Raw genomic sequence first — 18,142 nt, forward strand, 5'->3', positions numbered from 1 at the left:
CACGGACTCCGTACCCGAACGCCGTGCACGGACTCCGTGCCCCAACGCCGGGCTCGTACGCCGTGCCAGTACGCCGTGCTCGTACGCCGTGGCGTCCACTCAATGCCGTCTTTCTTGAAGGGACATATCCCCTATGTCTGTCGACTCAACGCCCGTCTGGTTCATCACGGGCTGCTCCACCGGCCTCGGCCGTGCCCTGGCCCACGCGGTCCTCGACCGAGGCTGGCGAGCGGTCGTCACCGCCCGTGACCCGCGGGCGGTGGCGGACATCGTCGCCCGCCACGAGGACCGGGCAATCGGCCTGGCGCTCGATGTCACCGATGCCAAGCAGATCGAGAAGGCCGTCGAGGCCGCTCAGGAGTCCTTCGGCCACATCGACGTACTCGTCAACAACGCGGGCTACGGCTACCTCGCCGCTCTCGAGGAGGGTGAGGACGCCGAGATCCGCGCCTTGTTCGACACGAACGTCTTCGGACTCGTGGACGTCACGCTCGGCGTCCTGCCGGGCATGCGCGCCCGCCGCCGCGGCCACATCGTGAACATCTCCTCTCTCGGAGGTCTGGCCGCCTTCGGCGCCACGGGTTACTACCACGCCACCAAGTTCGCCGTCGAAGGACTCTCCGAGTCACTCGCGGCCGAGGTGTCACCGCTGGGCATCAACGTGACGATCGTCGAGCCCGGAGCCTTCCGCACCAACTGGTCCGGCCCCTCCATGCGCCAGTCGGCCACGCGGATCGACGACTACGCGGACACCGCCGGCGCCCGCCGCAAGAGCACGCTGGACACCTACGGGCACCAGCCCGGCGACCCGGAACGCGCCGCCGCAGCCATCATCGAAGCGGTGCGGTCCGAGAACCCCCCACTGCGGCTGCTCCTGGGCAAGGTGGCCCTTGACGTCGCCATGTCCCGGCTCGACACCCTCAAGACCCACTTCACCGCATGGCGCGATGTCACCCTCAGCGCCGACTACCCCGACGACCGCACCACTGTCTGACGGGAACGACCCCACACCGGAGGACCCATGCCCACGCTGGCGATCATCGGAGCAGGACCGAACCTCGGTCTGGCCACCGCGGCCAGATTCGGCGCGGAAGGCTTCGACGTAGGTCTGGTCGCACTGGATCAAACCCGTCACCCGCACCACCTCCGAGGACGTCCGGCTGTCGCTGGGCCTGAGCGTCCTCGGCGCGATCGACTCGGTTCAGGCCGTACTTCCCGCCATGCGGGAGCGTGGCCGGGGAACCCTTCTGTTCACCACAGGAGGTGCCGCCGTCGCCCCCAGCGCCGCGCGTGCCAGTTCCGCCATCTCCTACACCGCGGAGGTGGCGTACGCCCGTTTGCTGCACGAGGAGCTGAGCCCCGAGGGCATACGGGTGGCACACACCGCGATCGTCGGCGCACTGGGCCCCGGGCTGCGGCACGAGCCCACGACGGTGGCCGAACTCCTGTGGCGCCAGCACGCCGAGGGCGGCGACTTCCAGACCGCCTGCGCGAGTTGAGACCAGAAGGCGCGTCGCCACGCCGCCGGCCGACGTGGTGACGGCGAAGTAAGGCCCGACGAACGGCGGGCAGCCTCCCTGTCCCTTACGTGCTCACTTCGCGCTCACACTGCTCAACGAGCGTCGGTGCTCCGCTCAGTTCTGACTCCACAGCACATCGGTGATGTGCTTCACGGCGGCGGTCAGATGCCGGCGGTAGGTGCTGAAGGACATACCGAGGCGCCTGGCCGCCGCTTCCTGAGTGGGAGCGGCCTTGCTGTAGGTGGTCGTGATGACGAGGTGACGTTTCTCCCCACCACGCACTTCCAGCACCGTGTCGATGGCACGCACCAGGACGTCATGGAGGCTCCGGTCCGTCTGAGCGACCAGGCGGCCGCGGCTGAGGGGGTTGGCCGCGAGCTCGCCCGGCCACCACAGCGCACGCAGGGCGTCCCGTACGGCTACCTCGAACTCCCGCCGGGACAGCACGAGAGGTTCCACCCGCTCCTGCGCAGTTCGGGCCGCATATGTGACGGCGGCCCCGCCCTCCTGCACGGCTTCGCGCTTCTGCTCCGTCCACGCCATGCCGGACTGGGGACGCCAGTCGTGGGCGAAGAGGCGGTACCCGTGGCCGCCGACGACGGGGACGGCATCGGTCGGCATCATGTCGGAGCGTTCGAGGTAGCTGTTCCAGAAGCCGTCGTCCCGCATCACGACGAACGACCATGCGAGGCGGTCGGCTCGGATGATCTCCCCGCCCACACGCCACTGCATCAGGTTCATGGAGGGCGAGGGCCGCTGGTATGCCTGCGGCTCGACCTGGAACCGCGCCATGGCCATGTGCTCGCCCGCCCGCAGGGGCCCGCCGGCGTCCACATGGGCCCAGGCGGCGGCCACCACCGGATCGACGTCCACCCCCTCCGGCCCGCCGAACCGCAGCCAGGCCGAACAGGCAACGATGTCATCGGTCCGGGTCGAGCGGTACACGCTGAACGCTTCGGGCTGCCGATCGAGCCAGAACCGGGCGATCGCGGCGGACTCGGCCCCCTCCGCCTCGCGCACCAGCTCCACCACACGGCTCTCGTCGGCAGGAGCGCAGGGCATTTCCCGCACCACGCCCTCGGAATGCCATACGAGCGTGCCGGACATGTGGGCGACGGACCGTTCCAGGTACACCAGGGCCTGCATCGCCTGGAGCATCTGCGCGGCGGGCGCCTGCCGGACCCGGCCGAGCAGATACTCGTACATCCGACGGCGCAGGGCGGCGAATCCGTCCGGGTCACGCCAGCGCAGATCAGCTGCCAGTACCTCGCGCACCACATCGTGCGGACAGAGGCCGGCCGCGGTGGATTCGACGAACGGCTGGGCGCGCAGCCAGGCGAAGAGTTCGGCGGCACGATCGCCCGTCATCGCCCGCAGCAGCGCCTCGGAGGTGACATCGGCCTGGGCGCACACCTCCAGTGCCGTGCGGTGGTCCTGACTCGGCGGATCGCCCACGAGTTGCGGCAGCAGTCTTCCGATCACGTCCTGGCCGGGTGACCAGTCGGCCGCCCGAGGTGTCCCGTGCGCGTCCTGCCCCTCGGCGTCCTGCCGGTCGGCGACGGCCACCGCCAGGGACAGGGCCAGCGGATTGCCGCCGGTGAAGGACAGCAGTGCGTGGTGCGCGCCGGCCGGGACACCCCGGGCGCGCAGGAACGCCGCGGCGTCGTCCCGAGCCAGGTCGCGCAGTGGCACCACGCGCAGCAGGTCGGCCCACCCCGGGTCCGCGACCCAGAGCGGATCGGGGGCCGCACGGCCGGCGACCACCACCACCGAGCCCAGCGGAAGCCGCGGCAGGAAGTGCTCCCACAACCAGTGCTCCAGACCCTGGCAGTGCTCGAAGGTGTCGACCAGGAGCACCGATCCCGGCTCGGCGGTCGCCTTTTCCGCGGCGTGCTCGAAGTCCTCCGGCGTCGCGGGAACCGTACGGCCGTCCACCTCGACCACCAGCCGGCCCGCCTCCCGCGCCTCGAGAGCGAACCGCCTGAGCAACGTGGACTTGCCGATTCCGCTGGGCCCCTGCAGATAGAGCACGGGCGAAGAGCCGGGGTCTTCGTCCAGTGCGGACCGGAACAGGGCCCGCTCCGCTGCCCGCCCGACGAAAGCCCGGTCCCGTGCGCCGACCACAAGGGCCCCCAGAGAGCGGCCGTCCCCCATGTTCATGAGCCCCTCATCACCGAACCGAACCAGTACATGGCCGAACAGCCTACGTCGCACCTGTCGTCGCCATCGAAGGGCTGAAAAGGCGCGTCGCTGTGCGGTACTTCACGCCTTCGGCGGGGAACCAACCGGCTGGCGGGGCCGCCGACAGCCACTTCGCTACGGCCGCTGCCGCGCAGGCCGGATGACCATCTCGTTGACGTCGACATCGGCGGGCTGACTGATCGCGTAGGAGATCGCACGAGCAATGGCATCGGGCGGGATGGCAGCCGAGCGGTAGGCCTTCATCGCCGCCGCAGCTCCTGGTTCGGTGATGGTGCCGGCCAGTTCGGTCTCGACGACGCCGGGTGAGACGGTGGTGACCCGGATGAACGGCTCGGCCTCCTGCCGGAGGCCTTCTGTGATCGCCCAGGCCGCGTACTTCGTGGCGCAGTAGACAGCGGCCGTGGGGACCACGGAGTAAGCACCGATCGACGCGATGGTGATGAAGTGCCCGCTGTTCTGGCGCTGGAAGTGCGGCATGGCCGCGGCGATGCCGTGCAGCAGGCCCTTGACGTTGACATCGATCATCCGGTCCCACTCGTCCACCAGCAGTGAGTCGAGGCGCGACAGCGGCATGACGCCGGCGTTGTTGACGATCACGTCGATGCGCCCTCGAGCGGTCACCGTATCGTCGACGAACCTGGCTACGTCGGCCCGGTCGGTGACGTCGAGACGGCGTACATCGATGCTGCCGCCGTCAGCCCGGACGCTCTTGGCCAGATCGGCCAGCCGATCCTCTCGCCGCGCACCGGCGACGACGTGGTGGCCTTCCGCGGCGAGCCGCCTGGCGATGCCTTCGCCGATGCCGCTCGTGGCACCCGTGACGAGTACGACCTTGCGGCTGCCCTGCTCTGTGGTCTCCGACGTTGTCCGTGTCACGGCGTCCTCCTTGTTCAGTCAGGGCCCAAGCCCCGCCAATGGTCCGTTCACCTGCGAACCTGCCGTGTTTCCGAGGGCGGGAGAAGGCCGGGATCTTCCTAGGAGTGCCGCACCCACCACCGGGCGTCGGCTCACGATGGAGGGACGAGGCCGATCCGGATGTGCTGACCCGGCTGGTGCGCCGGGAGCCCGGCCTCGACACCTCGCTCTCCGGCGTGATCCGGCACGAGTGGGTCGAGGAGGTCTATCTGTTCGAAGGCGATCTCCACGACCTGACCCTGGATCAGACCTTCCGCGCCGGATCACCCGGCCACCTCGGGGCTCATGGTTGACCATCTGCCTGCCTCGAGCACCACGCACCCGTCAGACGGCGACGAGCTCCATACCGAAGTAGCCGCCACCCACGGGGTACGTCTGCGCGCGGCGCCATCCCGAGGCCGCGAAGAGGGCGTCGAACTCGTCCAGATCGCGTTCCATGCCGTTGGTCATGGTGAGCATGGTCATGTCCGCCCGGGTGGCGAAGTCGGGCTTGCCGATCTCGCCGATGACCATCTCGACGACGAGTGCGCGTCCCCCCTCGTTCACGGCCGACCGGCAGTTCCGGAGGATCACCGCGCACTGGGTGTCGTCCCAGTCGTGCAGGATCGTCTTCAGGAGGTAGAGGTCCGCCGCGGGAACCTTCGCGAAGAAGTCGCCCGCCACCGCGGAGAAGCGGTCGGACAGACCACGCTTCCCGGCCTCGCCGCGTGCGCTCTCGACGGCGTGAGGCAGGTCGAGTACCTGTCCGCTCAGCCGGGGGTCGGTCTCCAGCAGCGCCAGGACGAAATCACCGTTCGCACCGCCGACGTCGACAACCGTCGACACGCCGGCAGTGGAGACCGCGCCCACGGCGCCGTGCGTCACCAGACCCGACAGGTCTCCCATCGCCTGGGCGAAGAGCGCGGCTTCGTCAGCGTTCTCCGGTTGCGCGAAGTACTCGAAAATGTCCGTTCCCAGCGCCTTACTGGTCTGCGTGGCTCCTTGCCGCACCGCCTCGGGGAAGTGGGCCCAGGACTGCCAGTGCGAGCGTCCCGTCTGGGCAAGTACCAACGAGCGCAAGGAACCGGGCACTCCTGAACGCAACGTCCGGCCTCGCCCGGTGAGAGCGAAACGATGACTCCCTTCGTAGCTCAGCAGGCCCAACGACGAGGCCGCGCGCATCAGCCGGTAGGTGGCCTGCGGATGGCTGCCCTCACGCTCGGCCAACTCCTCGGCCGTCAGGGCGCCGTCGGCGAGATGATCGGCTATGCGCAGCTCGGCCAGGGCCCGCAGGATCTGGGCGACGACGAGGCCGCTCAGCAGGTCGAAAACGGCGGCGGCGTCCGCTGCGGGATCACTCGGCGCGACTTCGGTGCCACGCGTCATATCAGTCAGGTCGGTCATGACAGTCCAAGACCTCTCAAGATTGAGAACGGGGGAGCCCGTGGAAGGCGGGGGCGGTAGGTCCGGACGTCCGGCGACGCGGTGGCTCCTCGATCGGCACGACGCCGGATCTGAGCTGCCGTGGTTCCGCATCAGAAGAGACACAACCCGGCCTCCGTGCTCTGCGGCACATGCCCCACCGCTCACCCTAGGGAGATCGTTACGGCGCACGCATGTACCGCAGCGTCACTCCGGCAGAACGTCAGCGTCATGGACGGTGCCTCATGGACGGTGTGTCAGGGACGGTGCGTCATGGTGAAGGGTCAGGCGGGCCGCACAAGCCTGCGAACCGTTGTCGAGTTTGGGGCGTTGGCCATGAGCAACACGGGAAGCACCGCGCCGAGGGCCGGCGGGCCGGGCAGGAACTTCTTTGTGGACGTCACAGCCCCGAGCACCGCGTGGGACGGCTTCGACGTCTTCCGACGCGAGTGGGAGGGACAGGTCGGGGAGGCGCTCCCCCTGCCACCCCTCGAACCGCGCGGATCCGGTGGCTTCCGGGTCAGCGTCCGCGCCTCCAAGGTGCAGGACGCGGTGATCGCGGACCTCTACGGCGAGTCGCTGGCCGGCGCCACCCGGGGCGGCGCCGGTCACCACCTCGACGACCGGGTCCTCGTGCACGTGATGCGGCGCGGCGAGTGGCGCTTCGTCCGACCGCGCGACGGCGGCGAGGCCGCCGTACCGGCCGGGCAGTTCATCGTGCGGCACAACGGACCGCCGGTACGGTTCGAGATGGAACCGCGCACGGCAGCGAAGGTGCTGATCCTGCCCGCCTCGGAGCTCAGGCCGCTGAACGGCGACCGGCCGATCGTCGGACCCGCCCACTCGACCGAAGTACGTCTGCTCACGGCCTACGCCAAGTTGGTCGACACGACGCTGAACGACCTCACGCCCGCCGGCGTACACGCCGCCCGCAACTCGCTGCTCGAACTGGTCAAGGGCGTGCTGACACAGGGGTTCGACGACAACGAGCCCCGGCTGGTCCCCGCGCTGACCCAAGCGGCCAAGGACATCGTGGACAGCCGCCTCACGGATCCCGAGCTCTCCCCGTCGGCCCTGGCCCGCGAACTCAACGTCTCGGTACGGACGTTGCACCGGGCGTTCGCCGCGGCCGAGGAGTCGGTGAGCGCCTACATCCGGCGCAGGCGGCTGGAACATGCCCGGCTCGAGCTCGCGTCACCGTTCGGCCGACCGGGCATCTCGGAACTCGCCGCCCGCTGGCGATTCGCCGACAGCAGTCACTTCGTCCGTGCCTTCAAGAAGCAGTACGGCCAAACGCCCACCCAGTTCGTCAGGTCGAGGAGCACGGAGCCCGGACACCCTCCCGTGTGAGACGGCCCGTTCGGGGCGTCACCCACGGCCGGCTGCCCGCGGGCCCTGACGCGGGCACCACGGCAGATGTGCTCAGCCGCACCCGCCGCACCCGGATGCTCCCCGGTGCGTAATACTCTTGGTATGAAGTCAGGCATTACACCCAGGCGCGGGCCGACCACGATACGGCGGGCCGTGGCGCGGGACGCCAAACGGCTCACGCGGCTCGTGCGGGGCTCGCGGGCCTACGAAGGGCAGTACGCGGCCATGGTCGCGGACTACCGGGTGGGTCCCGACTACATCGAGGCCCACCGCGTCTTCGTGGCCGTCGCCGCCGAGGAGCACGAAAGCCGTGTCGTGGGGTTCTACTCGCTCGTCCTCGCCCCGCCGGAGCTCGACCTGCTGTTCGTCGCCGACGGAGCACAGGGCCGCGGCATCGGACGGCTGCTCGTCGCGCACATGACGTTCGAGGCCCGCGCCGCCGGGCTCGACCGTGTCCGGGTGGTGTCTCATCCTCCCGCCGAGGGCTTCTACCGCAGTGTGGGTGCAATGCACACCGGGACCGCGTCCGCGAACCCGCCCGCCGTGGTGTGGGACCGTCCCGAGCTGGAGTTCCTCATACCGCCCGACGTGGCGGGAACGCCTGGCCAGGTCCTCCAGAGCCGTCCGAGAGCGTCGACCTGTACGGGTCCGGGCGAAACGGCGTAGGCCGGGGAGGCCCAGGTCCGGCCTACTTGGGTGGCAGGCCTGCCGCGAAGCTGTGGCCCTCTTCGATCCACGCGTCGAGCTCGGTGTCCTCCATGAGCGCCGAGGCGGCGACGACGACCCAGCCGCGCATCGGACGGCCGGTGAAGTCGAAGAGGCGCGCGCCGGGGCGGGCCAGCGCGGTGTCGGTGCCGTCGGGACCGACGCGGACCATGAGGTCGTCCCCGATGACGCCGACGGCCATGTTGCCCCGGTGCAGGAACGCCAGGCCGCCGAACATGCGCTTCTCGGTGATCACGGGGTCCGCGCTCAGGCGTTCACGGATCCGCTCGGCCAGTCCTTCATCGAATGCCATGGTCGACTCCGTTTCTTGTGCTCGGGCCGCGGCGGCGTGGTCCGGCGGTCATGACGGCGGTCCCAACAGCTTGCGCGCCGCTTGCCCGGCTCGGCCTGGTCGATGCGGAAATCCCAGGTCATCGGCGCGTCGGGGAACGACAGCCGGTGCAGGGCGCCGATTCCTTCCCCGATCTCGGCCCCGGTCGTGAACCAGCCGGCCACGCCCTCGGGTGCGGAGACGGCGCGGTGGACGGTCTCGGCGTCGGCGTCGATACGGATCTGCAGAGCGATGTCAGCCATGCGGGTGTCCCTTCCAGAGCGGGTCGGGCCCGACTGGCCGGAACCCTTCACTTTAGTTGAGACTCCCGCACGTCCACTGGCCGGACACCTCCCGGAATCCGGCGGAGCCGCGGACCGGGTACGACGCCAGTGCCCGCGCTGCGCCTCCGTCGCCGGACGCCGTGGGACCGACGCACGCCCACGGTGGCAACGCACCGATCCCCGGCCGTGAGTGCCGCGCTTGCCTCCACCCCGGCCCACCGGGGCCGCGTTTCCGGCCGAGGCCCACGGGCACTCGCCGAGCCATGAATCAGAGTCGTCGCCCCCCGCTAGTCGACAGCTCACTCGCCCTCCTCGCCAAGGGGTACGCCTGGCTGCCCGATCGCCGGCGCCGTGCCCCGGGCCCCGTCGTGCGCGCCCGGCTGATGGGACAGCACACGGTCGCCCTGCACGGCCCGGAAGCGGTGCGGTTCTTCTACGACGAGCGGCACGTGGAACGCGGAACGGCGCTGCCAGGTCCGGTGCTGAGCACACTGTTCGGCCACGGAGCCGTGCACACCCTGGACGGGCCGGCCCACCGCGCCCGCAAGGACATGTTCCTCTCCCTGCTCACCGGGCCGGAGGCGGTCGCCGGCCTGGTGGAGGACGTCACCGGAGTGTGGGACGAGGCCGTGCCGTCGTGGACCCGCCGTCCGTCGGTCGTCCTGTTCGACGAGACGAGCCAGGTCCTCACCCGAGGCGTCTGCCGGTGGGCAGGCATCCCCCTCGACGACCCCGGCCCGGTGGCCCGGGACCTGGTCGCCATGGTCGACGGCTTCGCCACGCCGGGGCCGCGCCACTGGCGGGCCCGCAGCGCGCGGGCCCGCAGCGAGGCGTGGCTGGGACGTCTGGTCGAGGACGTACGGGAGGGGACCGCCACCGCGCCGGCCGGGTCCGCGCTGGACGTGGTGGTCCGGCACCGGGACGTCGACGGCCGGCTCCTGGACCCGCACACGGCCGCCGTCGAGCTGCTCAATGTCATCCGTCCGACCGTCGCGGTGTGCTGGTTCGTCGCCTACGCCGGTCATGCGCTGCACCGCGGGCCCGACATCCGGGAGCGGTTGCGCGAGGACGACCCCGCGTACACCGTGGCCTTCGCCCACGAGCTGCGGCGCTTCTACCCCTTCGCCCCCTTCCTCGGCGGCCGGGCGGTCACCGATCTGGAGTGGCGGGGGGAACCGATCCCGTCCGGCGCGATGATCCTGCTCGACCTGTACGGGCAGAACCACGACCTCGACCTCTGGGACGATCCGTACACCTTCGAACCGCGGCGCTTCGTGGGGCGGCCGCCCCAGCGCGACGAACTCGTTCCGCAGGGCGGTGGCGACCGTGCCACCGGTCACCGTTGCCCCGGCGAGGACGTCACGATCGCGCTGCTGACGACCCTCGCGCCCCGGCTGGCCCGGCTGGAGTACGACGTGCCCGAACAGGATCTGCGGATCCCGCTGAACCGCATACCGGCCCGCGTACGCAGCGGATTCGTCATCGGGGCGGTCCGTGTGTCGGCGTCCGCCCTGTCCGGGCGTTCAGCGGGCCGACGGCAACGGCAAGGGGCCGGAAGGAGGGAGACGAGCTGATGATCACTGGCGATCATGTCCGCGAACTGCTGAACCGTGAGGACGACGCCGTGCTGGTGCTGCTCCACGGCCGGGCCGAGGTGGTCCCGGCGCCGGAGCTGGACTCCGAGCACTGTCGCGGCGCGCTGCCGGTCGTGTCCGGCCATGATCTCAGGGAACGCCTGAACGCCGACCGGTCAGCGTCCAGCGACCCCGAGGCGGTGGCGGCCGCCCTCGATACGACCGTGCGGGAGCAGGGCGGCTGAGGTCGACGGTCGCTGAGCGGGTCGCGGTTGCACAGGTTCGCCGTACGGCCGACTGCCGTACGGCGAACCGCTCGAGGAACCGCTCACGGCCCTCTGCCGGTCAGCGAGGAACCACCGCTCACGGCCCCCTTCCGGTCAGCTGTGCGCCGAGGCACGACTCATCCGGCGGCCGGCGGTCACGGCCGCCCCCGCCAGCGCGGCGGCCGCGGCCGTCCTGCGCATCGCGGTGCGCCGCCGCCCGTGCCAGCCGCCGTGCACGGCTCCCTCTCCGGGAGCCGGTACGTGCAGCACCCCGTGCGTGGCGGGAGCCTCCTCGTCGCGGGACAGATGGGTCCTGTCCGCCTGCCGTGCCATCGCCCGCTCCGCGATGGCGGGTGCCATCCGGGACTGGCGAACCAGAGCGCGGCCCGCGGGGCCGACCACGACTTCACGATGCGGGTGGCGGACGAGGTCGACGACCGCCTTGGCGACCCGCTCGGGGCTGTAGACCGGCGGCATGGCGACCACCTTGCGCCCCGTGTAGTTGGCCGCCTGCTCGAAGTGCGGGGTGTCGATGGTCGCGGGCATCACCGTGCACACATGGATGCCCTTCATCCCCTCCACCCGCAGCTGCTGCCTCAGGCTCGACCCGAGCCCCTGGATGGCGTGCTTCGACATGCTGTACGGGTGGCTGTACGGCTGTGCGACGGTACCCGCGATGGACGAGATGTTGATCAGCGTGCCGGTACCCTGCTCCCGCATCACCCGCAGCGCCGCTCGGGCCCCGTACACGTAGCCCATCACATTGACGTCCAGGACCTTACGGAAGTCCTCCAGCGGCACGTCCTCGAAACGGCCGAAGGCGTTGACGGCCGCGTTGTTGACCCAGACGTCGATCCGGCCGAACGCCTCCACGGCACTCCGCGCCAGGTTCTCGACGGCCCCCACGTCCGTCGTATCGGTCGGCACGACCAGCGTCCGTGCCCCGCGGTGCTTCCCGCACTCCTCGGCTGCCGCCTCCAGCGCCTCCTCTCGGCGCGCGGCCAGCACCACCGCGCACCCTTTGCGCGCGAAGGCCTCGGCCGTGGCCCGCCCGATCCCGCTGGACGCTCCGGTCACCACCACCACGTGGTCTCGCAGTCCCATTCCGTACCTCCTCAGGTCTGCCCGAGCCCGACGCCTGATGTCCGGCTCCGCCCGGACCGGGTACCCGAAACCACCGGGTCGCCTCTGCCGTCAGCGGCCCGTTCCGTTCCGTGCTGCAGCACGAGGAGTGCGATGTCGTCGGTGCGCTGACCGGCCACCCTGGCCTTCCTCAGCAGGTCGTCGATGAGCAGGTCCAGGTCCCGGTCGTCGGCGTGGGCGAGGTGCTGTGCGAGGTGGGCGATGGAGTCGTCGAGGTCCACTCCCGGTGTTTCGACGAGGCCGTCGGTGTAGAGGGCGAGCATGAGCCCAGGGGTGAGCGGGATCTCGGTCAGGGGGAAGACGGCGTCGGGGTCGACCCCCAGGAGTGGTCCGGGCGGGACGTCGACGGGCCGGGTGTCGCCGTCGGGAAGGCGCACGAGTGGGGGCGGGTGACCGGCGCTGGCCAGGATCACGCGTCGGCGGGCGAAGTCGAGGTGGGCGTAGAGGCAGCTGGTGAACAGGTCGGGGGCGAGGTCGGCCAGGAGCCGGTTGGTTCTGGCGAGGACCTGGTCGGGGGGCGTGCCGAGGGTCGCATGGGCGTAGACACCGGTACGGACCTGACCCATCAGGGCGGCGGCGGCCACGTTGTGGCCCTGGACGTCGCCGATGACGGCCGCGGCGGCGGTGTCACCGAGCCGGATCAGGTCGTAGAAGTCCCCGCCGATGTCCATGCCCCGGGTGGCGGGCAGGTAGCGGGCGGCGACCCGCAGGCCGGTGATCCGGGGCAGGGTGCGTGGGAGCAGGGCCTGCTGGAGACCGTGGGCGAGCTCGTGTTTGGTGTCGTAGAGGCGGGCGCGGTCGAGGGCCTGGGCGATGAGCCCGGCGAGCGACGTCAGGACGGCGCGTTCCTCGGCCGGGAACTCGTGGGGCTGGTCGTAGGACATCACGCAGACGCCGACGGGCCGGCCGGAGATGATCAGCGGCAGGAACGCCCAGGCCTGCTTGCCGCTGATCAACGGTGCCTCGGGGTAGATGCGCCGCATCTCCTCCGGGTCGGAGAAGAACGCGGGGATGCCGCTGGCGAGGGCGCGCCCGGCCGGGGTGAAGTCGGTGTCGAGGGGCAGTCCGTCCAGGCGCTGGATGGTGTGGGCGTCGTAGCCGCGGTGGCCGGTGATGCGCAGCCGGCCGGCGTCGGCGGTGGACATGACCAGGCCCTGGGCACCGAAGGCGGGCATGATCTGGTCGGCGACCAGGTCGATGACGTCCTGGACGCCGACGACCTCGGTCAGCGCGGCCGCCAGGTGGGTGAGCTGGTAGAGCTGCCCGGCGCGGGCCGGTGTGAGGGTGCGCGTGGACCGGTGGGACGCCGGTGCGGGCGGGGGCTGCGCACCGCTGGGAAGGATGCGGACGCTGATGCCGCTGGAGTCCGGGTAGAGGTGGAACTCCAGCCACCGGTCCGGCGGGCGGCACGCGGTGAAGGAGAGGGACTCGCGGCTGATCACCGCGGCGCGGTAGCGGTCCTCGTAGGTGGGGTCGTCGAGCCAGCGCAGGGACTGCCACGGCAGGGTGCCCAGCAGCTGATCCGCCTCGCGGCCCAGCAGGTCGCAGGCGCCCGAGCTGAGGTAGGCGAAGCGGCCCTCCAGGTCCAGGGCGCAGCTGCCGCCGGGCAGGCGCTCCACGAAGTCGGCGGCCGCCATCGCCGGGCTCTCGGACCGGCGGCCGGTCCCGGTGGGGACGACGCGAGGCCGGTCGCCGCGCGCCGGGGGCCTGCCGTCCTCGACGGCTTCGTCCAGCAGCCGGGCCAGACGCCGGCATCGGGACTCGATGTGACCCCGTTCCCGTCCGGTCATGTACGGCGGACGGCTGGTGGTCGGCCACATCAGCAGCAGCGTGCCCCGCCGACGGGCGCCGGTGACCGGCGCGGCGACCAATGCCAACGGGTAGGGAAGCACCATCGCGGTGCGCGGATAGGAGCGGGCCATCTCCTCCTGACTGCCCACCCACACCATCCGGCCCTCACGGACCGCCTCGGCCACCGGTGCCGGAGCGGTCATCGATACCCTCTCCCACGGCGCGGCGAACTCGGCCGGCGCCCCGCACAGCACGTCCAGCCACAACACCTGCTCGTCCGGCGCGAGCAGGTACAGAGCGCCGATGGACGCGCCGGTCCGGCGCACCGTCTCCGCGAACACGGCATCGAGTTGCTGCGCGTCGGCGGCCGGATCGGCCCGGCTGGTCACGAGGCACCTCCAGCGTCGCGCGGGACATTCCCGGACGGCCGCGGGTGCCCCGCTGCTTCCCTCGGGGCACCGCATACGCATGCCGGACGTGCCCGGACCTCGCCCATAGGAGGACGTTACGCCCATGGAGAGCGGTCGGCACTCCCTCCCGCGCGCTGCTCATACCCGCGTCCGTGCGGCGTCTCACCGGGTGTCGGCGATGCCGCCGGTCACTGCGATCACCTCGCCGACCGTGTAGCTCGAGTCGGCGTCGGAGGCCAGGTAGACGTAGGTCGGCGCGACGCAATTCCGGCGTCAAGGGTGTGACCAGGACCCTCGGGGTACTCGGCCTCGCGTCGGACGTCGCCGAACGCGTCGCCGATCACGAAGGGAGAGGCCTCATGGACGACCGCCCGAACCCGATCGACAGGAACCTGCTCGGTATCTACCTCAACGATCACCTCGCCGGAGCCACGCTCGGCGTCGACCGGGCGCGGACGCTGGCCGACGCCGAGTCCGAGCGGGACCCCGCCCTCGCTGACGCGGTGCGGCCGATCGCCGAAGAGATCGCCGAGGACCGGGCGGAGCTGCTGAAGATCATGCGGCGGCTTGAGGTCCCGGTACGCCGCTACAAGATCGTCGCGGGCCGACTGGCCGAGCGGGCGGGCCGGCTCAAGGCCAACGGCCGACTCGTCAGCCGCTCTCCGCTCAGCCCCATGCTGGAGCTCGAACTGCTGCGCCTCGGCGTCGAAGGGAAGGCCGCCGGCTGGCGGACGCTGCGCAGGCTGGCCGACGCCGACACCCGCCTCGATCCCGGGCAGCTCGACAACCTGCTCGAACGCGCCCACCGCCAGCTGGACACGCTGGAACAGCTGCGCCTACGCCAGGTCAGCACGACCTTCCAGGAGAGCGGCGACCGACCCGTGCACCAGGAGTCACACGCATGAACGACCACACCCCCTCCCAGGCCGAAGGCGAGCCCGACGACACCGACACCCGGAGCACGGCCGACAGCCCGGCTCCGGACCACCCGACGCCGTCTCAGGCCGAGGGCGACCGCGATGACGCGGGCGACACCGACGGGTCCTGACACTCCCGCAGTGCCGAGCAGGCACTGCGGGAGTACGCCGTGCAAAAGCAAGCCCAGCGCCAGCGTGCCGCGCAGCAGGCGCTCACGCACTCACCAACAGCTGCGGCGAGAGTTCCTTGATCATGGTGTTGGTCCATCGCATCTGACGCAGCGTCTGCGGGTGGCAGGCGCCGGCCAGCCCGAGGAGCCGGTCGTCCTTGGTGGCCTGTGCGGCCTGGGCGAGCATCTCCCAGTGCAGCGAGTTCCGCGTGGCGGCCAGGTGCAGTTCGCGCAGGTCGTACAGGAGGAGCAGGCCGGTCTCCGGACGGCGGCCGAGGGCTTCGGCGGCCTTCTCCTTCAGCGCGGTGAGGGCTCCGGGCGAGGCATGGTTCTGGGGGCCGGGCAGGTCGAGGTCGTAGTGGCGGCCCACGTCGGCGAGCCGGGTGGTGTGCTCGCGAGACCAGCGGGAGAGGTCCGTCGCGACATGGTGGATCTCGTGCTCGGTGCGGTGACGCGCCGCGGCGGTCAACAGGTCACGCTCCAGCGTGCGTTCACCGTCGTGGAGGATGCGGAGCGTGGCGGCGATGCCGGTCATGTCGTGCTCCCTGCCTTCTCGGTGGTGCTCCCCGCCCTGGCCCCGGTGCCACGGCGGGCAACGAGGGTGACGCGGGCCGCCGCGGTCTTGAAGAGGGGCTGCTTGGAGACCGGGTCCCAGTCGGTGACGGTGCCCTCGTTGGCGGCGCGGCCCGCGCCCTCGTCCGGCGGGCGGTGGCCGGCGGGCGTGTCCCAGTAGCCGTAGTGGAAGGGCAGGAACACGACGCCGTCCCGGATGCCGGTGGTGCGCAGCCGGGCGCGCACCGCTCCGCGAGGGGTGCTGACCTGGACCAGATCGCCGTCGGACAGGCCTTGGTGGGCGGCCTCCGTGGGAGAGAGCTCGGCCCAGACGTCGGGGGCGGCGGCGTTCAGTTCGGGTGCGCGGCCGGTCTTCGTGCGGGTGTGGAAGTGGTGGACGGTACGCCCGGTGATCAGCTGGAGGGGGAAGTCCGGGGAGGTGTCCTCGTGGGGCGGCAGGTACTCGGCCGCCCTGATGACCGCCTTGCCGTGCGGGTTGAGGGACCGGTACTCGACCTCCTCGACGGACGCTCCCGTGACCAGGTCCTTGCCGTAGCTCTCGCAGGTGTCCGGGTCCGCCCAGCTGATGCCGTCGGTGTAGAGGCGGGCGGTGCCGTCGGGTGCGTCCTCGGTGCACGGCCACTGGATGCCACTGCCCTCGCGCAGCCGGTCGTAGCTGAGGCCGGTGTAGTCGCACGGGCGGCCGGCGCTGCACCGCTGCCAGGCCCGGAACGCGGACTCCGCGTCGTGCCAGCCGATCAGCGGGTCGCCGTCCTTGTCGCGGAAGTCCATGCGGGCGGCGTAGTCGAGGAAGATGTCCAGGTCGGAGCGGGCCTCGCCGGGCGGTTCGACCGCCTTATCGGACAGGTGCACGGTGCGGTCGGCGTTGGTGAGGACGCCGGTCTTCTCCCCCCAGGTCGCGGCGGGCAGGACCACGTCGGCCAGTTGCGCGGTCTCGGTCTCGAACAGGTCCTGGGCCACCACGAACAGCTCCTCCTTGGCCAGGATGGAGCGGATGCGGGACAGCTCGGGCAGGGAGACGGCCGGGTTGGTCCCGGTGATCCACAGCATCCGGATCGAACCCTGCTCGGCGTACCGGAAGATCTGCATCGCGTGGGTGGGCGGCGCGTAGTGCGGGATGCGCTCGGGGGTCACGTTCCACACCCGGGCCAGGTCGGCGACGTGCTCGTCGTTCTGCCAGTTCCGGAAGCCCGGCAGGTCGCCGTCGGCGCCGCACTCGCGGGTGTTCTGCGCGCTGGGCTGGCCGTTCATCTGCAGCACTCCGCACCCGGGGCGGCCCAGCATGCCCCGGACGAGATGCAGGTTGTTGACCTGGACGGCGGCCGCGGTGGCCTGGTGCGACTGGTAGACGCCCTGCAGGACCGTGGACAGCAGCCGCTCGGCGCCGCCGGTGATCTCCGCCGCGTGCTCGATCGAGGCGGCGGGTACGTCGCAGATCCGGGCCGCCCACCGCGGGGTGCACGGCTCGACCATGGCGGCCAGTTCGGCGAAGCCGACGGTGTGCGTGTCGAGGTGGTCGCGGTCGATCCGGTCGGTGCGGATGATCTCGTGCAGCAGCGCGTTGAGCAGGGCCACGTTCGTCCCCGCCCGGGGTGCCAGGTGTACGGTCGCCCGCCGCGCCACCGGCGTGTAGCGCGGGTCGACGCAGACCAGGCGGGGCGGCTGGGGGCCCGCAAGCCGGTCCAGGACGCGGGTCCAGAGCACCGTCTGCGTCTCGGCCATGTTGTGCCCGAACAGGGCGATGACATCGGCGTGGTCGATGTCCTCGTAGGAGCCGGGCTGCCCGTCGCAGCCGAAGGTCTCCTTGAGGGCCTCGGCGGCGGTGGCCGTGCACAGGCGGGTGTTGCCGTCCAGGTGGTTGGTGCCGATGCCGGCCCGGGCGAGCACCGCCAGCGTGTAGTACTCCTCCAGGAACAGCTGCCCGGTGGTGTAGAAGCCGATCGAGCCCGGCCCGTGCTGTTTCAACAGGTCCTTCGAGCGGGCCACGATCCGGCCCATCGCGGTGTCCCAGTCGGACTCGACCAGCCGGCCGGCTTCTCGCACCAGCGGGCGGGTCAGCCGGTCCGGCGAGGCGTTCGCCTGCCACCCGTAGAGGTCCTTCGGGCCGAGCCGGCCGCGGTTGACCCGGTCGGTGGCGCGGCCACGTACACCCACGATCCGCCCGTGCCGTACGGCGATGTCCATGGCGTCCCCGTTGGAGTGCAGCAGCGAGGCGGACTGCACCCACCGCTCCACGTCCTCCTCGGCGACACCGGACGCCAAGTGGGCGTCGGTGCGCGTGGGCCAAGGAGTACCTGGGCCATACGGCGTACGCGCGCCCCACGGGTTCTTGATGCGATCAGTCTCGTCCACCACGATCACACCTCCATCGGGCGAGCCGCCGGTGCACTGAGTACCCCGCACGCACGGTCTCGCACCGGCCGCGGCCGAAAGCCGCCCTTCCGCCGTCGTCGGAGCCGTGAGGGAGGCGGAGCGGGGGTACCCGGCGCCGACCCAGTCCCGGTCTGTCATCCGAGGAGACCGTTCCTGTGCCCTGGTCGACCACACCCGCGACGCCGTCCGCCAGGCC

General features: G+C 71.1%; 18 protein-coding genes. 9 read left to right on the forward strand and 9 right to left on the reverse strand.

What is annotated here, in order from left to right; all coding sequences use genetic code 11:
- The first annotated feature begins 133 nt into the window (after positions 1-133).
- Both ACFYO2_RS07610 and ACFYO2_RS07615 read left to right on the forward strand, forming a co-directional pair.
- Positions 134-994, forward strand: a complete 861-nt coding sequence (locus ACFYO2_RS07610; protein WP_388345460.1) for an oxidoreductase — start codon at positions 134-136, stop codon at positions 992-994.
- 178 nt (positions 995-1,172) lie between these two features.
- A complete protein-coding gene (locus ACFYO2_RS07615; RefSeq protein ID WP_388346080.1) occupies positions 1,173-1,499 on the forward strand; it encodes a hypothetical protein in 327 nt (108 codons plus the stop codon).
- Positions 1,500-1,634: 135 nt separating this feature from the next.
- Here the strand turns inward: ACFYO2_RS07615 and ACFYO2_RS07620 are convergent, their stop codons facing one another.
- Positions 1,635-3,680, reverse strand: coding sequence for an ATP-binding protein (locus ACFYO2_RS07620; protein ID WP_388345462.1), 2,046 nt, complete (start codon positions 3,678-3,680; stop codon positions 1,635-1,637).
- A gap of 156 nt (positions 3,681-3,836) precedes the next feature.
- Positions 3,837-4,598: an SDR family oxidoreductase gene (locus ACFYO2_RS07625; protein WP_388345465.1), complete on the reverse strand. Its 762-nt coding sequence runs from the start codon at positions 4,596-4,598 to the stop codon at positions 3,837-3,839.
- Between the two features lie 104 nt (positions 4,599-4,702).
- On the opposite strand from ACFYO2_RS07625, the gene ACFYO2_RS07630 reads away from it, so the two are divergent.
- Entirely contained in the window at positions 4,703-4,930 is a 228-nt protein-coding gene (locus ACFYO2_RS07630) for a hypothetical protein (protein WP_388345468.1), read from the forward strand.
- A 31-nt stretch (positions 4,931-4,961) separates the two neighbouring features.
- On the opposite strand, the gene ACFYO2_RS07635 is transcribed toward ACFYO2_RS07630, so the two are convergent.
- Positions 4,962-6,020 (reverse strand): methyltransferase, encoded by a 1,059-nt coding sequence (locus ACFYO2_RS07635; protein WP_388345471.1) that lies wholly within the window; start codon positions 6,018-6,020, stop codon positions 4,962-4,964.
- A gap of 411 nt (positions 6,021-6,431) precedes the next feature.
- Between ACFYO2_RS07635 and ACFYO2_RS07640 the strand changes: the two genes are divergently transcribed.
- Both ACFYO2_RS07640 and ACFYO2_RS07645 read left to right on the forward strand, forming a co-directional pair.
- On the forward strand, positions 6,432-7,388 hold the full coding sequence (locus tag ACFYO2_RS07640) for a helix-turn-helix domain-containing protein (protein WP_388345473.1): 957 nt from the start codon (positions 6,432-6,434) through the stop codon (positions 7,386-7,388).
- A 123-nt stretch (positions 7,389-7,511) separates the two neighbouring features.
- Entirely contained in the window at positions 7,512-8,075 is a 564-nt protein-coding gene (locus ACFYO2_RS07645) for a GNAT family N-acetyltransferase (RefSeq protein WP_388345475.1), read from the forward strand.
- 22 nt (positions 8,076-8,097) lie between these two features.
- Here the strand turns inward: ACFYO2_RS07645 and ACFYO2_RS07650 are convergent, their stop codons facing one another.
- Both ACFYO2_RS07650 and ACFYO2_RS07655 read right to left on the reverse strand, forming a co-directional pair.
- Positions 8,098-8,427 carry a TfoX/Sxy family protein gene (locus ACFYO2_RS07650; RefSeq protein WP_388345478.1) on the reverse strand — a complete coding sequence of 110 codons (330 nt, stop codon included), beginning with the start codon at positions 8,425-8,427 and terminating at the stop codon, positions 8,098-8,100.
- The gene (locus tag ACFYO2_RS07655; RefSeq protein ID WP_388345480.1) at positions 8,382-8,708 is read right to left on the reverse strand and encodes a hypothetical protein; all 327 of its coding nucleotides are present in this window, start codon (positions 8,706-8,708) and stop codon (positions 8,382-8,384) included. The genes ACFYO2_RS07650 and ACFYO2_RS07655 overlap by 46 nt, the downstream gene beginning before the upstream one ends.
- A 284-nt stretch (positions 8,709-8,992) precedes the next feature.
- Here ACFYO2_RS07655 and ACFYO2_RS07660 point away from each other — a divergent pair, with 284 nt between their 5' ends.
- Together ACFYO2_RS07660 and ACFYO2_RS07665 are read left to right on the forward strand one after the other, a co-directional pair.
- Positions 8,993-10,303 (forward strand): cytochrome P450, encoded by a 1,311-nt coding sequence (locus ACFYO2_RS07660; protein ID WP_388345483.1) that lies wholly within the window; start codon positions 8,993-8,995, stop codon positions 10,301-10,303.
- Entirely contained in the window at positions 10,303-10,548 is a 246-nt protein-coding gene (locus ACFYO2_RS07665) for a hypothetical protein (RefSeq protein WP_388345486.1), read from the forward strand. Before ACFYO2_RS07660 ends, ACFYO2_RS07665 begins: the two co-directional genes overlap by 1 nt.
- A gap of 135 nt (positions 10,549-10,683) precedes the next feature.
- Here the strand turns inward: ACFYO2_RS07665 and ACFYO2_RS07670 are convergent, their stop codons facing one another.
- Both ACFYO2_RS07670 and ACFYO2_RS07675 read right to left on the reverse strand, forming a co-directional pair.
- Positions 10,684-11,673, reverse strand: a complete 990-nt coding sequence (locus tag ACFYO2_RS07670) for an SDR family oxidoreductase (protein WP_388345489.1) — start codon at positions 11,671-11,673, stop codon at positions 10,684-10,686.
- A gap of 11 nt (positions 11,674-11,684) precedes the next feature.
- Positions 11,685-13,892 (reverse strand): SpoIIE family protein phosphatase, encoded by a 2,208-nt coding sequence (locus tag ACFYO2_RS07675; protein ID WP_388345492.1) that lies wholly within the window; start codon positions 13,890-13,892, stop codon positions 11,685-11,687.
- 380 nt (positions 13,893-14,272) lie between these two features.
- On the opposite strand from ACFYO2_RS07675, the gene ACFYO2_RS07680 reads away from it, so the two are divergent.
- Both ACFYO2_RS07680 and ACFYO2_RS07685 read left to right on the forward strand, forming a co-directional pair.
- On the forward strand, positions 14,273-14,818 hold the full coding sequence (locus ACFYO2_RS07680) for a hypothetical protein (protein ID WP_388345494.1): 546 nt from the start codon (positions 14,273-14,275) through the stop codon (positions 14,816-14,818).
- The gene (locus ACFYO2_RS07685) at positions 14,815-14,961 is read left to right on the forward strand and encodes a hypothetical protein (RefSeq protein WP_388345497.1); all 147 of its coding nucleotides are present in this window, start codon (positions 14,815-14,817) and stop codon (positions 14,959-14,961) included. Before ACFYO2_RS07680 ends, ACFYO2_RS07685 begins: the two co-directional genes overlap by 4 nt.
- An 82-nt stretch (positions 14,962-15,043) precedes the next feature.
- Here the strand turns inward: ACFYO2_RS07685 and ACFYO2_RS07690 are convergent, their stop codons facing one another.
- Together ACFYO2_RS07690 and ACFYO2_RS07695 are read right to left on the reverse strand one after the other, a co-directional pair.
- A complete protein-coding gene (locus tag ACFYO2_RS07690; protein ID WP_388345499.1) occupies positions 15,044-15,535 on the reverse strand; it encodes a hypothetical protein in 492 nt (163 codons plus the stop codon).
- Positions 15,532-17,928, reverse strand: a complete 2,397-nt coding sequence (locus ACFYO2_RS07695) for a molybdopterin oxidoreductase family protein (RefSeq protein WP_388345501.1) — start codon at positions 17,926-17,928, stop codon at positions 15,532-15,534. Before ACFYO2_RS07695 ends, ACFYO2_RS07690 begins: the two co-directional genes overlap by 4 nt.
- Positions 17,929-18,142 lie beyond the last annotated feature (214 nt).

It is taken from the genome of Streptomyces sp. NPDC006602 (genome assembly GCF_042870385.1).
GTDB lineage: Bacteria > Actinomycetota > Actinomycetes > Streptomycetales > Streptomycetaceae > Streptomyces.

Excerpts from the sequence above, each read along its gene's own strand:
- ACFYO2_RS07610 (WP_388345460.1), top strand. The coding sequence starts at position 134 with ATGTCTGTCGACTCAACGCCCGTCTGGTTCATCACGGGCTGCTCCACC.
- ACFYO2_RS07620 (WP_388345462.1), bottom strand. The coding sequence starts at position 3,680 with ATGAACATGGGGGACGGCCGCTCTCTGGGGGCCCTTGTGGTCGGCGCA.
- ACFYO2_RS07635 (WP_388345471.1), bottom strand. The coding sequence starts at position 6,020 with ATGACCGACCTGACTGATATGACGCGTGGCACCGAAGTCGCGCCGAGT.
- ACFYO2_RS07645 (WP_388345475.1), top strand. The coding sequence starts at position 7,512 with ATGAAGTCAGGCATTACACCCAGGCGCGGGCCGACCACGATACGGCGG.
- ACFYO2_RS07650 (WP_388345478.1), bottom strand. The coding sequence starts at position 8,427 with ATGGCATTCGATGAAGGACTGGCCGAGCGGATCCGTGAACGCCTGAGC.
- ACFYO2_RS07655 (WP_388345480.1), bottom strand. The coding sequence starts at position 8,708 with ATGGCTGACATCGCTCTGCAGATCCGTATCGACGCCGACGCCGAGACC.
- ACFYO2_RS07660 (WP_388345483.1), top strand. The coding sequence starts at position 8,993 with ATGAATCAGAGTCGTCGCCCCCCGCTAGTCGACAGCTCACTCGCCCTC.
- ACFYO2_RS07665 (WP_388345486.1), top strand. The coding sequence starts at position 10,303 with ATGATCACTGGCGATCATGTCCGCGAACTGCTGAACCGTGAGGACGAC.
- ACFYO2_RS07670 (WP_388345489.1), bottom strand. The coding sequence starts at position 11,673 with ATGGGACTGCGAGACCACGTGGTGGTGGTGACCGGAGCGTCCAGCGGG.
- ACFYO2_RS07680 (WP_388345494.1), top strand. The coding sequence starts at position 14,273 with ATGGACGACCGCCCGAACCCGATCGACAGGAACCTGCTCGGTATCTAC.
- ACFYO2_RS07685 (WP_388345497.1), top strand. The coding sequence starts at position 14,815 with ATGAACGACCACACCCCCTCCCAGGCCGAAGGCGAGCCCGACGACACC.
- ACFYO2_RS07690 (WP_388345499.1), bottom strand. The coding sequence starts at position 15,535 with ATGACCGGCATCGCCGCCACGCTCCGCATCCTCCACGACGGTGAACGC.